Below are 13,350 nucleotides of genomic sequence, written 5' to 3' on the forward strand. Positions count from 1 at the left end.
CGACACGATGGCGATCCAGCGGGCAGGACGGCCACCATCGGGGAGGCCCTTCTCGATCTTGTGGACGGGTGGCGCCATGCGCGCCACAATCGCGCCAAAATGCTGGAATCGCGCCAAATCGAGGCGTAGTATGGCGCCATTGTGGCGCGATTTAGGGTCGTGATGCCTCTCCAGCCCGCAGACACCCTTCCGCATGTACTGGCGCGGCATCCCGACGGATTGGGGCTCGCCGCCCTGCAGCGGCTCTACCCGAAAGTGCCGAGGCGAACGCTGCAGCGCCATCTGGCCCGGCTGGTGGCGGACGGCCAACTGCTGCCTGTCGGTGAGGGACGCGCCCGTATCTACCGCCTGGTGGACGAGGTGGCGCCGCGAACCGGGACGGATGAGCCGTTCATTCCGCTGTCGCCCGAGGGCCGGAGGATTCGCGAACAGGTGTGGCAGCCATTGGCACGGCGCCGGCCGGTCGGTTACGACGCGGATCTGCTTGTCAGCTACGAGCCCAATCGCACTGCGTGGCTGTCGCCGGCGTTGCGCGGCCGGCTGCATGCGCTGGGTCGCGCGCCGGTGGCTGATGGCCCTGCCGGGACCTACGTGCGCCAGATCCTGAACCGGCTGCTGGTGGACCTGTCATGGGCATCCAGCCATCTGGAAGGCAATACGTATTCACGCCTGGACACGCAGAACCTGATCGAGTTTGGCAGGGTGGCCGAGGGCAAGGATCGCCTGGAAGCGCAGATGATCCTCAACCACAAGGCGGCCATCGAGATGCTGGTGGAGCAGGCCGGGGAAATCGCGTTTGACCGCTACACCGTGCAGAACCTGCACGCCCTGCTTGCCGAGAACCTGCTGCCCGAACCCGCGGCCGGCGGGCGCCTGCGCAGGATGGATGTGGGCATCAGCGGCTCGGTGTTTCACCCGCTGTCGATCCCGCAGCGCGTGGAGGAACTGTTCGACATGCTGCTGGCAAAGGCGGAAGCGATCCGGGATCCATTCGAGCAGGCGTTTTTCGCGATGGTGCATCTGCCTTACCTGCAGCCCTTCGAAGACGTCAACAAGCGTGTCTCTCGGCTGGCGGCGAATATTCCGTTGATCAGGGCCAACCTGGCGCCGCTGTCGTTCGTGGACGTGCCGCGGGAGGAGTACATCTTGGGGCTGCTGGGCGTCTACGAGCTCGGGCGGATGGAGCTGCTGCGCGATGTCTTTGCATGGGCCTATGAGCGCTCGTGCCAGCGCTACACGGTGTTGCGCGACGTGCTTCCGGACCCGGATCCCCTGCGACTGGCGCACCGCGAACTGCTGCGGTCGGTGATCATGGAACTGGTGCAGGGCGGCATGCAGCGCAGCGATACCGGCGCCATCCGCCGCAGTCTGCAAGGCCGGGTGGAGGCCGGAGCGCTGGACGATGTGGTGGCCCTGGTGATCAACGAACTACACCAGCTGCATGAAGGCAATATCGCCCGGTACAGGTTGCGGCCATCGGAGTTCGCCCATTGGCTGGAGCTGCAGCAAGGAGACGAAGGCTGATGTCCTACCGGGATGTGACCGGGCGCAAGGTCGTCCTGTTCGCCAACACCGACTGGTACCTCTACAACTTCCGCCGTTCGCTGGCCCTGGCGCTGCAGGCGCACGGCTACGACCTGCTGCTGATCTCCCCCCCAGGCCCATACGGCGAGAAGCTGCGCGCCCTCGGCCTGCGATGGGAGCCGGTGCCGATGGACCGCCGCAGCCTCAACCCCCTGCGCGAGGCGAAGTTGCTGGCATGGCTGGTGTCGCTGTTCCGGAGGGAGCGTCCGGCCTTGGTGCACGGCTTCACCATCAAGTGCGCCGTGTATGGATCGCTTGCCGCGCGCCTGGCCGGCGTGCCGGCGCGGGTCAACGCGGTGGCTGGCATGGGCTACGTGTTCACCAGCAACGACACCAAGGCCCGCGTGCTGCGCCCGTTGGTGCGCAGGCTGCTGCGTACCGCGCTGGATGGCGGCAATGCGCGGCTGGTGCTGCAGAACCCGGACGATGTGGCCTTGTTTGAAGCGGCTGGATTGGTAGACCGCGAGCATGTGCGCCTGATTCCAGGATCGGGTGTGGATTGTTCGCGCTTTGTCGCACGCGACGGCCAGCGCGATCCCGCGCGCCCGTTGCGGGTGCTTCTCGCAGCGCGCTTGCTGTGGGACAAGGGCCTGGCGGAGTATGTGGACGCCGCGCGCCGGCTGCGCGCCGAGGGCAGGGCGATCGAGTTCCTGCTGGCCGGCGACCCGGACCCTGGGAATCCCGCGGCGGTACCGGAATCCACCGTGCGCGGATGGGTCGACGAGGGCGTGGTGCAGTGGCTCGGCCATGTGGACGACATGGCGGGGTTGTTTGCATCCACCGATGTGGTGGTGCTGCCCAGCTACCGCGAAGGCCTGCCGAAGGGATTGATCGAAGCCGCCGCCTGCGCGCTGCCGCTGGTGACCACCGACGTGCCGGGCTGCCGCGAAGTGGTGAGTGACGGCGTCGACGGCCTGTTGGTGCCTGCGCGCGACGCCGCGGCACTCGCAGCGGCCATTGCGCGGCTGCACGATGATCCCGAGCTCGCGGCATGGCTTGGCAAGGCGGCGCGCGCCAAGGCGCTGGCGGAATTTGACGAGGAGATCGTCATCGACCGCACCATGGCCGTGTATCGCGAATTGTTGCCTGCGCCATGAACGGCGCCGACGTCCTGTTGACGGTCTTGGCATTGGGCGTGGCGATGCTGCTGGCCCGTGGAAGTCATCCGGTGGTTGCGGTGTTGCTGGTCGCGTCCGCGTTGGCAGTGTCGGCGATGTTGTTCCTTCCCACCGCGATGCTGGGCGACTGGTTCGGCATGGGCCGAGTGCATCGCCTGTACGGCCTGACACGCTCGACGCCGTTGGATCCCCCGGAGTGGATGCACCTTCTCGCCTTCGCCTGGCTGGGCCTCCTGATCTGGCTGGCACGCCTGGACGTGCGCAACTGGCGTGGCGTGGTGTTGGTAGCGGCGTTGGGCGTGACCGCGGAGCTGTCGCAATGGCTCACGGATGAGCGGCAGCCAAAGCTTGAGGATGCGGCGTTGAATGTTCTCGGCGGATTGGCAGGGGTTCTGCTCGCGTGGATCGGCTGCTCGCTGGTGGCAGCCTGGGGCCGTCGAAGCGGTCGCTGATTCGACAGCATCCACCGGTATGATTCGGGTCCCCGCACCGCTGGAGCACACCCGTGTCATCGAAAGCATTCAAGGCCTACGACATCCGCGGCCGAGTTCCCGACGAGCTCGATGAAGCTTTGGCCATGCGCATCGGCGCCGCCACCTCGGAGTTGCTCGGCCCTGGTGCGGTCGTTATAGGGCACGACATCCGCTTGAGCAGCCCTTCGCTGCAGACGTCCTTGGCGCAGGGTCTACGCGAAGCCGGCCGCGAAGTTATCGACATCGGCCTCTGTGGCACCGAGGAGGTCTATTTCCAGACCGATCACCTGGGTGCGGCCGGTGGCGTGATGGTGACCGCCAGCCACAATCCCATGGACTACAACGGCCTGAAGCTGGTGCGTGAGAACGCGCGGCCGATCAGCGCCGACACCGGCCTGTTCACCATCCGCGACCGCGCGCTGTCCGATGACTTCACCCCGGGGCAGGGCGCCGGCGGCAGCCGCGCGATGACCGACAAGTCGGCGTACATCGCGCACCTGCTGACCTACGTGGCCGGCGTTGCGCTCAAGCCGCTGAAGATCGTCAGCAGCCCGGGCAACGGCGGCGCCGGCACGGTCATCGACCTGCTGGCGCCGCACCTGCCGTTCGAGTTCGTGCGCGTGCAGCACGAGCCGGATGGCAACTTTCCGAACGGCATCCCCAACCCGCTGCTGCCCGACGCGCGTGCCGCCACCGCCGACGCGGTGAAAGCGCATGGCGCCGACTTCGGCATCGCCTGGGACGGCGACTTCGACCGCTGCTTCTTCTTCGACCACACCGGCCGCTTCATCGAGGGCTATTACCTGGTCGGCCTGCTGGCCAAGGCGCTGCTGTCGCGCAGCCCGGGCGGCAAGGTGGTGCACGACCCGCGGCTGCTGTGGAACACGGTGGAGATGGTGCGCGAGGCCGGCGGCACGCCCGTGCTGTGCAAGAGCGGCCACGCCTTCATCAAGGAGAAGATGCGCGCCGAAGACGCGCTCTACGGCGGCGAGATGAGCGCGCACCATTATTTCCGCGAGTTCGCCTACGCCGACTCCGGGATGATCCCGTGGCTGCTGATCGCGGCCCTGGTGTCGACGAGCGGGCTGTCGCTGGCGGAACTGGTGGAAGACCGGATGGCGAAGTTTCCGTGCAGCGGCGAGATCAACTTCACGGTGGCGGATGCGCAGGCGTCGATCGCGGCGGTGGTGGCTCATTTCAGTGCGCTACGGCCGGAGCTGGATTACACGGACGGGTTGTCGGCGGATTTCGGGGATTGGCGCTTCAATCTGCGCAGCTCGAATACGGAGCCGCTGATCCGGTTGAACATCGAGACGCGGGGGGATGCGGGATTGCTGCGGGAGAAGGTGGAGGAGATCAGTGGGTTGTTGATGGGGTGAGGGGGTTTGCTGCCGCCCTCGAGGCGGCACGGCGGGTCCTGCCAGGCGTCCGCGTCGCTTGCCAGGGTGTGCAGCATGGGTTCAAGGCCGGAAGATTCGCGCTCTGCCTGCGTTGAGGTGCATCCGGGCAACATCGTGGATCCGAGGTAAAACCACTCAGTCAGGAGCTCGCCCGATGTGCTACTCCGCCCTCGTCTACGCCGAAATCCGCAAGCTCGAACGCACCCTCGGTGTGAGGATCGACCCCGACTGGTACGTCGAGGAATTCTGGACTCGCAAGGGCAAGGATGCTGGCAAGCGCCCCAGGATGCCCCGCGCCGTGGAGCGCGAAGCCGTGGCCTTGGCACCCGCCAGCATCGGGGCCGCCATCGCCGCCGCCGACCAGGCCGAGATCGACCAGCTGACCCAACTGGTCTTCGCCCAGCGCAAGCGCGTCGCCGACGCCGAGCGCTCGCTGCAGGCGCGCGAGACGAAGAAGGCGCGCGAAGACATCCGCATCGGCACCGGCAAGGTCGAGGCCGCGATGCGCCGCCTGGATGAACTCCGCACGCCGCCCGCCGATGCGGGGCTCGGGCGCATCTATCCGGGCTACTGGTGCCCGGTCGTCATCCGCGAGCGCGGGCGTTACGTGGCGCGCCTCATGCGCTACCAGTGCCGGCTGCCCGACTGGACCGAGGCCATCGAGCGCCGCTACCCCGGCACCTACAACGCCCGCCGCGACAAGCTGGAGCACGCCTGGGGCAAGGTCTTCGGCCACGGCCACGGGGTGATGGTGGCCAGCGCCTTCTACGAGCACGTCGGCCGCGGCGGCCAGGACCAGGTGCTCGAGTTCCGGCCCAGCGACGGCCGCGACATGATCGCGGCCTGCCTGTGGACGCGGACCCTGGAGGCCGACGGCTCGGAGTTGTACTCCTTCGCCGCCATCACCGACGCGCCGCCCGCCGAAGTGGCCGCGGCCGGGCACGACCGCTGCATCGTGCCGATCAAGGCGGAGCACCTGGAGGCATGGCTGACGCCGGATGCCGGCAACCTCGCCGCGATGTACGCGGTGCTGGATGACCGGGATCGGCCGTACTACGAGCACCGCGAGGCGGCTTAGGTCTCGTCGCGAAGGGCGCCGTGGCATGGAACCTGCTCGCCACCGTAGCCGTGGCTCCGCGGGAGCCGCGACGGCGAGGGGAAGCGCAATGAGAACAACCATGCACGCTGGCCTGCTGGCGGCGTTCGCCCTGCTGGGCGCCGGGCCGGCGGCCGCGCACAGCGGCGGCCTCGACAAGCACGGCTGCCATACCAACCGCAGCACGGGCGACTACCACTGTCATCGCGGCGGCGGGCCCGCGCCGGCGTCTGCGGTGCCGCGACAGGGCTTGCAGTTCCAGGATGGATCGCCCGGGCGGGCAGGGCGCGCGGCTGGCGTCGGCGGTGCGTTCGCCAACTGCAGCGAAGCGAGGGCCGCCGGCGCGGCACCGGTCAGGCGCGGCGACCCGGGCTATGGCCCGCACCTGGACCGCGACAACGACGGCGTCGGCTGCGAACCCTACCGGGGACGCTAGCCCGCAGGCGCATCCACGCGGTGGACATGCACGCGCCGCTACGGTCTGCCCTTTGCATCGATGCGAGGGTGCGATGAATCCTTTGAAATCGATGGCCGCGGTTGCGGCGTTGCTGGTTTTGGCGGCCTGCGGTGCGCAGGAGGCCACGGAGCCGCCGGGATCTGGCGCGGACGCACGGAAACCCGCTGACACGCCCGCGAGTGAGCCGCCGCGCGAGTCCGTCGCCACGGTGCCCGCTCGGCAGCCCACGCCCGACGACGGTGATGGAATCGCGTTCACCCCGATCGACGCCCTTCCGCCAACGCGCACGCTTGAGGTCAGCGTGGAAGGCCAGCGCGAGGCGCGCGAGGCGCGGCTGTTCCAGAGCCCGCAGGGATACGCCATCTACGTGCTGCCGCAGCTGGAGATGACGCCGGAGGAGCCCTGCTGCGACCTCGTCTACGCACGCGTGGACGATGGCTTCTTCATGCGCATCGAGCGGATCGACGAGGCGACGGACCTGGCAACCCTGCGTGGGGACATGCAGCTGGCGCTGTCCAGCGTCGGCACCGCGGAAGACGCGGGCGGCCACGCGTATGTCGCGGCGCAGCCGGGCACCGATGTGGAGCTGGCGCTGCGCGCAAGGGGCGACGGCGTGAGCCTGGTGATGCTGGTCGCACGCATCGACGGCGGCCGCTACCGGGTGACGCTGCACCTGCCGCATCGCGAAGCGCTGGAGGGCATCGTGCCTAGCTTCCGGGCGATGCTGGGCGGCCTGCGGACGACGGGGCCGCGGGACGCAGGCTGACGCGGGATGATCCAAAAAGGCTGTTGGTGCAGGGGGGCGCGCCGCGTGGGAGTCGGCTGATGGAACGATTCGTGACGATTTCATGACTTCGTTCCGCGCGTGAAGCCTCCATGTTCTGGGTGTGACTCACAACACAGGAGCTCCACCCATGAACACCACCAACCTCCTTGCCGGTACCGTCCTCGCCGCCGCGCTTGGCGCGCTGTCCTTCGGCGCCCAGGCCGCCGAGCCCGTCGGCTTCTACGCCGGTGCGGGCGTCGGCCAGTCGATCGTCGACGAAGGCCTGCTGGACGAGAAGGAGACAGGCTTCCAGGTCTACGGCGGCTACCAGCTGCACCCGAACTGGGGCTTCGAGCTGGGCTACACCGACTTCGGCAAGATCGAGTACGGCAACGTCGCCTCGCTGGACGCCGACACCGTCTCCCTGGTCGCCGTCGGCACGCTGCCCTTCACCGACAGGTTCAGCGGCTACGCCAAGGCCGGCGTGCACAGCTGGGACGCCGACGCCCGCGCCGCCGGCATCGGCCGCGCCTCCGACGACGGCACCGACCCGACCTACGGCCTGGGCCTGCAGTACCGCTTCACCGATACCTTCGCGCTGCGCGGCGAGTACAGCCGCTTCGAGATGGACGACGTGGACGTGGACCTGGCGCAGGTGCAGGTGCGGTTTGATTTCTGATCCTTGCGGATCAGGTGCGTGATCGACAGGCCGGGATTTCCCGGCCTGTCTGCTTCTGTAGGAGCGGCTACAGCCGCGATCGCCCAGCCCACACCTTGCGGGCATCGTCGACGGACTGAAAACCCTCATCAAGTGCGCTTGTATATACACTCAACTGTATATACGATCCCCGTTCGCCAATGCAAAGGACACTGCATGGCCATTCGGATTCAGACCATGACCAACCATGCCCGTGATGCAGATGTCACCGCCAAGTGGGAAATCGGCGAGTACGGGCGCAGCGATGCGCATGTTGCGGTGGCACGTGAGGACGAGTCGCTGCAGCTCGACGCCGATCTGGCCATGAAGCTCGTCTCGATCCGGTTGCCCATCCCGCTGATCGACGCGTTGAAAGCGATTGCGGGCCATCACGGCATCGCCTATCAGCCGATGATCCGCGACCTGCTGATGCGATTCGCGCGCTCCGAGTTCCAGCAGATCCAGGCCGACCTGAGCAGCCGGATGGAAGAGGCACAAGCGGCTGACGAGTCGAGTCCGCCCGTAGAGGCCTTCATCGAGCGCACGAGGAAGGCTGCGGGCGGTTGAGGCGCCAACAGGCTTTTTCCACTCAAGGACGAGGGATGGACATGACGAATGGAACGGCCCGGACTTCCGGGGTTTGCCGCCTGCACCATGTGCTTGCCGCCACATGTCTCCTGGCTGCATGCGCCAACGTCGGCGCCACTGCCGCCGATGCCGTTGCGACCTACCCGGATTCGCTCCACGGTCACTGGATGCCGCGCGACCTCGACTGCTCGGTGCCCATCAACTACGACAGCGACAGCCTCGTCGTGATCGATGCCACCGGATTGGGCCAGTACGAAAACGCGAACAAGCCGGTGAACGTTCGGCAAGTCGCCGCCAAGCCACGGGCCTGGGTCATCGAGTCCCTGTTGAACATCTCCGGTGATGGCGACGACACCTCAGTCACGGAAATTTTCGGGTTGCGCGAGCCCGACTACTGACGCTAGAGGCCGGGCTCTCGCCCGGCCTCTTGCTTTCTGTAGGAGCCGCTACAGCCGCGTTTGCAGTTCCTTTATGGATGCAGACGCCTCACCAGTCCGGGTCCTCCGCCGGCGCGGGTGCAGCAGGCGCCGCCGCCGCTGCACGCAGTCGTGCAGGAGTCGAAGCGCCGGCCTCCTTGGCACCGCCACCGCTGCCCGATGCCCGGTCCGCGTTCGCGGCGGCCGAGGCCGGCACCCCCGCGATGGCCTGCCGCAGCTCGATCGCGCCGGGCTTGAAGCGGCCCATGGCCGGCACTTCGCCTTCGATCGTGCCGTACGAGGTCTGACTCGACACACGGTCAATGCGGATCACGCAGCAGCTGCGCTCCATGCGGCCCAGCGAGCGGCCGGTCTGCGGGTCGCGCAGCTCGTCGCCCAGCGCCACGGCCTCGTAGCGCTGGCCGGTCTGCAGCATGTCGCCGCCCTGGCTCAGCACCACCTGGTCTCCGTCCAGCGCGACCACGGAGACCGGGAAGATACCGGTCACCACTGCCGTGCCGATCCGGCCTGACAGCGCGTCCATCATCGTGGCCGCCATGCCCTTGCCGTCCACGACGCGGGGCAGGGTGCTCGGTCCGGTGGACGCCAGGGCGTGGTCGAAGCTGTCCGACATCACGACTTCGCCGGTCGCGGCGTTGAGCAGGCGTAGCGTGATTCGTCCGCCGCCGGAGTACGACGTAACCTGGCGGTCGGACATGCGCAGTTGCCGGGTGGCGCGGGGGTATTCGAAGCGCTCGATGGTCGGGATGAGGATCAGGTCCGTCGCCAGCTGCTGTCCGAGGCGGGCAGTATCGATCTGGCGCACGTCGCCACTGTTGATGTGGTCTATCTCGGCCTGCATCTCGTCACCGAATTCGCGGTCCAGGACGATGAAGCGCTTGGTCTGGGCCAACGTGTCCGATAGACGGCCGCGGATGGCGCGGGCCACCTCCTCAGATGCGACACGGCTGTCGCCGACCGCGTAACTGGACGCCATGACGCGCGGTTGGGCGACCACGATCTTCGGCCGGCCCCCCTCCTCGGGCGCACGGAACTGGGCGATGTCGGCACGCAGCCGCACCTTCCAGTAGCTGCGCATGCGGCGTTGGGTGACGTCGGAGTCGTAGCTGCTGGCGCCGCGCTTCACGTCCAGTGAGGCGTCCTCGCTGTAGCGCATCGAGGTATCGGCGCGCGCATTCCCTGCACGGGCACTGGCCGAGGCGCGGCCGTCCGCAGACGCCGAGGCGGCGTAGCTGTAGCCCTCGTCGCTGGCACGCACTCGGCTGACGGTTTCCTCGTCGACCTTGTCGATCTCATCTTGGGAAAGCACCTCGTAGCCGAGGACGAGTCCCTGCGAGGCGCTCATCACGTGCTGCTGGAACGCCTGCGCGTCGATCGTCCCTGCGTGTCTGCCATCGACGGAGACGTCCAGGCCGGCGCGAAGCGAGTCGAGTCGACTTGCCACCTGGACGCCATTGACCTGGGCCACGACCGACTGCAGGGCAGCAAGCGTAGCCAGTTCCGGCGTGCTGCCGACACCTTCCGCCTCGCGGGAGAGGCGTTCGACAGCACCGAAGTCGGGTGCGCCGCGCATTGGCGGCTCCACGGCGGGCTGGACGTCTGCGACCGGGGTTGGGGCAGACGCGTCGGGCGCTGGCACGTCCTGGCCGCAAGCGGCCAGGAACAACGTCATGCAAACGACGAGCAGGCTGTGGGACGGGCCCGTCATGAGCTGCCTCATGTCAGATCATGTCCAGGAAGGAGTCGGCATCCTTCGGCACGGCGATCTTCGAGGCGCGCGCGAAGGTCACCGCCGACTTGCCATTGCCATAGAGGTTGCGCACGTAGCCGGGCGATTCCTTGGCCAGCCAGATCCCGGCCCCGAGCTTGCGCCCGAGGGTCGCGAGCTGCATGGCATTGAGGTTCTTCATGCCGGCGGCGAACGAGCTGGCGTCGGCGGACAGCTGGCGGGCCTCGTTCAGCGACAGCAGAAGCGCCATCAGGCCCTGGGCGTAATGACCGCGGGCTTCTTCGCCCAGCTCGGGCTGCTGTGCCTGGCGTGCGTCCAGCGCCGACTGCACGCGCTCCGATACCGAAATCGACTTCTGCAGCGCATCGGTGTTCACCGAGCCGCTGGACAGGGCCAGGCGCTCGGCTTCCAGCAGCTGGACTTCCTCGGCCAGTCCGAAGGCACGGGCAAAGGCCTCCTGGGCCTGCATCGAATGCGACTGCGACGCCACGAAGCGCTGCACCAAGGCTTCCTGTGCGGCGGCGTCAGGCGCCGCGGCTGCAGGTGCAGCGGCTTCGGACGAACCGCCGGCAAGTGCACGCAGCTTGTTGAACTGCGCGTGGGCGGGCATGGACAGCGTGGTGCCGAGCAGGATGGCGGTGGCGATTATGGTCTTGCGCATGGTGGTATTCCCCTGTGGTGAAGTGATGTGTCGGCCTGCGCTGGATCAGCGCACGCCCTTGACGTTGAGTTCGTTGATCATTTGCTGCGCGGCGCGCTCGGCGGCCTCGGTCAGCGCGTTGGTGCGGGCGACGCTCGCATCCCCGCCCAGGCCCGCGAACTGCACCGGCCCCACCGACGAGACGGTCCGCGGGAAGCGGCCGGTCATGTCGAGGACCTTGCCGGTCACGGTCACGTACACCCGGACGTTGCCGGTCGCCGGATCCTGCCCGGGCATCCCGACGTCAAGCGTGCCGTAGGCGAAGTAGGGGATCCGGGCGGCGTTGACGCCTTGGGCGGCGTCGCGCAGGGTCTGCGCAGAGAGGTCGTCTCCGGTACTGAACTCCTGGCGCACGCGGTCGATGCTGAAAAGGCCGCCTTCCACGTATTCGGCATCCACGACGTCGTAACCGGCGGCGCTGAAGGCGCCGCTCATCGCCGTATTGACGTTGGCCGCGCTGGCCACTTTCCAGGTGATGGCGTCGGCGCGCCGCGTCGTGCTGCCGCCGGTGGTGCTGGATACGGAACCGTTGCGCGTGATGCTGCCCGTGGTGCCGATGGTGTTTCCGCGGAAGGACTCGCCTTCCTGCGTGCCTTCGGAATAGGTGCTGGTGGCGTCCGCGCGGCGATACTCGCGGTCCTGGAAGCTCTGTACGCTGTCCTGCGAACGTGCCATGAACAGGAAGGTGAGCGGCGACTTCTGCGCCGGGCTGGCGGACAGGACCGCGGCACCCCCGTCCAGGCTGACCTGCAGCAGGTTGGCGTTGATTTCAGCGCGGATGGTGACGGTATATGTCTTGGCCTTGCGGTCCTCGTTTTCGGCAAGGATCACGCTGGACAGCACGTAGCGATCGACCTGGGCGAGCAATTCGGTGCGACGCGCTTCGAACAGGCGGAGTTTGGCGGGACCCGTTTCCGCGACATACGCCTCGAGCGCATTGGTCTTCGCCTTCTCGAGTGCCTGTGCACGGGTTTCGGGGTTCAGTCGCATGCCGAAGCTGGCCGAGCCGGTGCCACGGGCACTGACGGTTTGGGCGTGTGCCGGCAGGACGAGGGTGATGGATAGCAGGATGGCCGCAACGGCCATCGCGAATGTACGGATCAGCGGCATGACTGGATCAACTCCTGGAGTGCTTTGGTCTGTTGCTGGAGGGGGCGGCCACCGGGCTTCTGCTCGCCCAGCCAGTCGCGGTGGCCGGGCTGGGCCGACGCGGCCTTCGCGAATGAATCGAAGCCGGCGAGCAGCGTGTCGTACGACGCCGACCACGCGTCGACGTCGGTCTGCGTGGCCGGCACCACCTTGGTGGCGCCCTTGCGCAGCGGCTGGTGGAAGTACACCGTGCCCGAATGCGGCTCGGTGACGCGGATGCTGAAGAAGGCGCCGAACAGTTCCTGGCGCATCGCCGCAGTTTCGTTGATGACGCCGCGACGCCAGTCGTCGACCTGGAGTTCGACGACGTAGTCGGGCTCGGGAATCGAGAGCTGGAACACGCGACCATCGGAGAAGCGCGCCGCCATCGTCTTGCCGATGGCTTCGCCGCTCGCAGGTGGTAGCACGCCGATGCCGGTGTTTCCGGCGATGGTCTTGCTGAGTTCGTGCGCGAGCGTCGCCCGCAGCAAAGGTTCGCTCGCTGCCGTGGGCAGTTTCTGCCGCGCAGTGTCCGTTAGCGTCACGGCTCCGACCTGCAGCCGGCGCGTCGCCGCGTTAGGCAGGCGAACGTCGGCAAGCGCATGGGCAAGTGCCTGCGGCAGATGCGCTGCGCCACTGCCGTGGATGAGCTCGTACACGATGGCCTCCAGTTGCGCCGGCGTCGGCCGTTGGTCGATCAGGTCGATGTGCTGGAGAGTGATCGGGTAGGCGGCGATGACCTGACGTTCGCGGAAATCGAAGAACAGCGCCTGCATCGCCAGTTCAACCAGAACCTTGTATCGGCCGCCAATGGACTCGACCGAGACCAACTCGCGATCGATCGCTGCTGCAAGGACAGTGGCGCTGGTGCTGCCATCGAGCTGCGCGACTCCAGTTCCGCTGACGATCGCGATGTGGGCCGGCGCCTGTTGCTGGAGGGCCTCCACCAGTCGCGCGTTGAGCTGGTTGACGCCATTCGCGCCGAGCGCAGCGTTGGTGTGCGGCACGGCCTCCGCGCGCGTAGAGGCATCGCCAGTGAAGGCGAACCCGGCCCAATACGCATCCTGCTTACCCGTACTGCCGCTGGCTGGCAGCGTCGCTGCGAGCACGAGCATTCCCATGAAACACGCGAGAACGCGCGCCACTCCCCTGTCCGGACTCATTCCTTTTCCTTGTC

14 protein-coding genes are annotated in these 13,350 nt (G+C 67.4%); 10 read left to right on the plus strand and 4 right to left on the minus strand.

Annotation, left to right across the window (positions count from 1 at the left end):
- Positions 1-162 precede the first annotated feature (162 nt).
- The 10 genes from JGR68_RS06175 to JGR68_RS06220 all read left to right on the plus strand — a co-directional run bounded on the left by JGR68_RS06175 (position 163) and on the right by JGR68_RS06220 (position 8,577).
- The gene (locus JGR68_RS06175; protein ID WP_199361598.1) at positions 163-1,524 is read left to right on the plus strand and encodes a Fic family protein; all 1,362 of its coding nucleotides are present in this window, start codon (positions 163-165) and stop codon (positions 1,522-1,524) included.
- Positions 1,524-2,681 (plus strand): glycosyltransferase family 4 protein, encoded by a 1,158-nt coding sequence (locus JGR68_RS06180; protein ID WP_199361597.1) that lies wholly within the window; start codon positions 1,524-1,526, stop codon positions 2,679-2,681. Before JGR68_RS06175 ends, JGR68_RS06180 begins: the two co-directional genes overlap by 1 nt.
- The gene (locus JGR68_RS06185; protein WP_199361596.1) at positions 2,678-3,154 is read left to right on the plus strand and encodes a VanZ family protein; all 477 of its coding nucleotides are present in this window, start codon (positions 2,678-2,680) and stop codon (positions 3,152-3,154) included. The genes JGR68_RS06180 and JGR68_RS06185 overlap by 4 nt, the downstream gene beginning before the upstream one ends.
- Before the next feature lie 53 nt (positions 3,155-3,207).
- The gene (locus JGR68_RS06190) at positions 3,208-4,554 is read left to right on the plus strand and encodes a phosphomannomutase (protein ID WP_199361595.1); all 1,347 of its coding nucleotides are present in this window, start codon (positions 3,208-3,210) and stop codon (positions 4,552-4,554) included.
- 175 nt (positions 4,555-4,729) lie between these two features.
- Positions 4,730-5,653, plus strand: coding sequence for an SOS response-associated peptidase family protein (locus JGR68_RS06195; RefSeq protein ID WP_199361594.1), 924 nt, complete (start codon positions 4,730-4,732; stop codon positions 5,651-5,653).
- Positions 5,654-5,753: 100 nt separating this feature from the next.
- Positions 5,754-6,107 (plus strand): excalibur calcium-binding domain-containing protein, encoded by a 354-nt coding sequence (locus tag JGR68_RS06200; protein ID WP_200672742.1) that lies wholly within the window; start codon positions 5,754-5,756, stop codon positions 6,105-6,107.
- Between the two features lie 229 nt (positions 6,108-6,336).
- Positions 6,337-6,894 carry a hypothetical protein gene (locus tag JGR68_RS06205; RefSeq protein WP_199361593.1) on the plus strand — a complete coding sequence of 186 codons (558 nt, stop codon included), beginning with the start codon at positions 6,337-6,339 and terminating at the stop codon, positions 6,892-6,894.
- 148 nt (positions 6,895-7,042) lie between these two features.
- Entirely contained in the window at positions 7,043-7,573 is a 531-nt protein-coding gene (locus tag JGR68_RS06210; protein WP_199361592.1) for an outer membrane beta-barrel protein, read from the plus strand.
- A gap of 216 nt (positions 7,574-7,789) precedes the next feature.
- The gene (locus tag JGR68_RS06215) at positions 7,790-8,158 is read left to right on the plus strand and encodes a hypothetical protein (protein WP_199361591.1); all 369 of its coding nucleotides are present in this window, start codon (positions 7,790-7,792) and stop codon (positions 8,156-8,158) included.
- 35 nt (positions 8,159-8,193) lie between these two features.
- On the plus strand, positions 8,194-8,577 hold the full coding sequence (locus JGR68_RS06220) for a hypothetical protein (RefSeq protein WP_199361590.1): 384 nt from the start codon (positions 8,194-8,196) through the stop codon (positions 8,575-8,577).
- An 88-nt stretch (positions 8,578-8,665) separates the two neighbouring features.
- On the opposite strand, the gene JGR68_RS06225 is transcribed toward JGR68_RS06220, so the two are convergent.
- The 4 genes from JGR68_RS06225 to JGR68_RS06240 are packed head-to-tail and all read right to left on the minus strand — an operon-like array spanning position 8,666 to position 13,336.
- Positions 8,666-10,336, minus strand: a complete 1,671-nt coding sequence (locus tag JGR68_RS06225; protein WP_234446610.1) for a CsgG/HfaB family protein — start codon at positions 10,334-10,336, stop codon at positions 8,666-8,668.
- Position 10,337: 1 nt separating this feature from the next.
- The gene (locus JGR68_RS06230) at positions 10,338-11,006 is read right to left on the minus strand and encodes a hypothetical protein (protein ID WP_199361589.1); all 669 of its coding nucleotides are present in this window, start codon (positions 11,004-11,006) and stop codon (positions 10,338-10,340) included.
- Between the two features lie 45 nt (positions 11,007-11,051).
- Entirely contained in the window at positions 11,052-12,155 is a 1,104-nt protein-coding gene (locus JGR68_RS06235; RefSeq protein WP_199361588.1) for a hypothetical protein, read from the minus strand.
- Positions 12,146-13,336, minus strand: coding sequence for a hypothetical protein (locus JGR68_RS06240; protein WP_199361587.1), 1,191 nt, complete (start codon positions 13,334-13,336; stop codon positions 12,146-12,148). The genes JGR68_RS06235 and JGR68_RS06240 overlap by 10 nt, the downstream gene beginning before the upstream one ends.
- Between the last annotated feature and the right edge of the window lie 14 nt (positions 13,337-13,350).

Source organism: Luteimonas sp. MC1750 (assembly GCF_016615955.1).
Classification (GTDB): Bacteria; Pseudomonadota; Gammaproteobacteria; order Xanthomonadales; family Xanthomonadaceae; genus Luteimonas.

What these genes read in the sequence shown, in the direction of transcription:
- JGR68_RS06210 (WP_199361592.1), top strand. Translation starts at nt 7,043, where the DNA reads ATGAACACCACCAACCTCCTTGCCGGTACCGTCCTCGCCGCCGCGCTT.
- JGR68_RS06230 (WP_199361589.1), bottom strand. Translation starts at nt 11,006, where the DNA reads ATGCGCAAGACCATAATCGCCACCGCCATCCTGCTCGGCACCACGCTG.
- JGR68_RS06240 (WP_199361587.1), bottom strand. Translation starts at nt 13,336, where the DNA reads ATGAGTCCGGACAGGGGAGTGGCGCGCGTTCTCGCGTGTTTCATGGGA.
- JGR68_RS06200 (WP_200672742.1), top strand. Translation starts at nt 5,754, where the DNA reads ATGCACGCTGGCCTGCTGGCGGCGTTCGCCCTGCTGGGCGCCGGGCCG.
- JGR68_RS06235 (WP_199361588.1), bottom strand. Translation starts at nt 12,155, where the DNA reads ATGCCGCTGATCCGTACATTCGCGATGGCCGTTGCGGCCATCCTGCTA.
- JGR68_RS06175 (WP_199361598.1), top strand. Translation starts at nt 163, where the DNA reads ATGCCTCTCCAGCCCGCAGACACCCTTCCGCATGTACTGGCGCGGCAT.
- JGR68_RS06225 (WP_234446610.1), bottom strand. Translation starts at nt 10,336, where the DNA reads ATGAGGCAGCTCATGACGGGCCCGTCCCACAGCCTGCTCGTCGTTTGC.
- JGR68_RS06180 (WP_199361597.1), top strand. Translation starts at nt 1,524, where the DNA reads ATGTCCTACCGGGATGTGACCGGGCGCAAGGTCGTCCTGTTCGCCAAC.
- JGR68_RS06185 (WP_199361596.1), top strand. Translation starts at nt 2,678, where the DNA reads ATGAACGGCGCCGACGTCCTGTTGACGGTCTTGGCATTGGGCGTGGCG.
- JGR68_RS06215 (WP_199361591.1), top strand. Translation starts at nt 7,790, where the DNA reads ATGACCAACCATGCCCGTGATGCAGATGTCACCGCCAAGTGGGAAATC.
- JGR68_RS06195 (WP_199361594.1), top strand. Translation starts at nt 4,730, where the DNA reads ATGTGCTACTCCGCCCTCGTCTACGCCGAAATCCGCAAGCTCGAACGC.
- JGR68_RS06220 (WP_199361590.1), top strand. Translation starts at nt 8,194, where the DNA reads ATGGACATGACGAATGGAACGGCCCGGACTTCCGGGGTTTGCCGCCTG.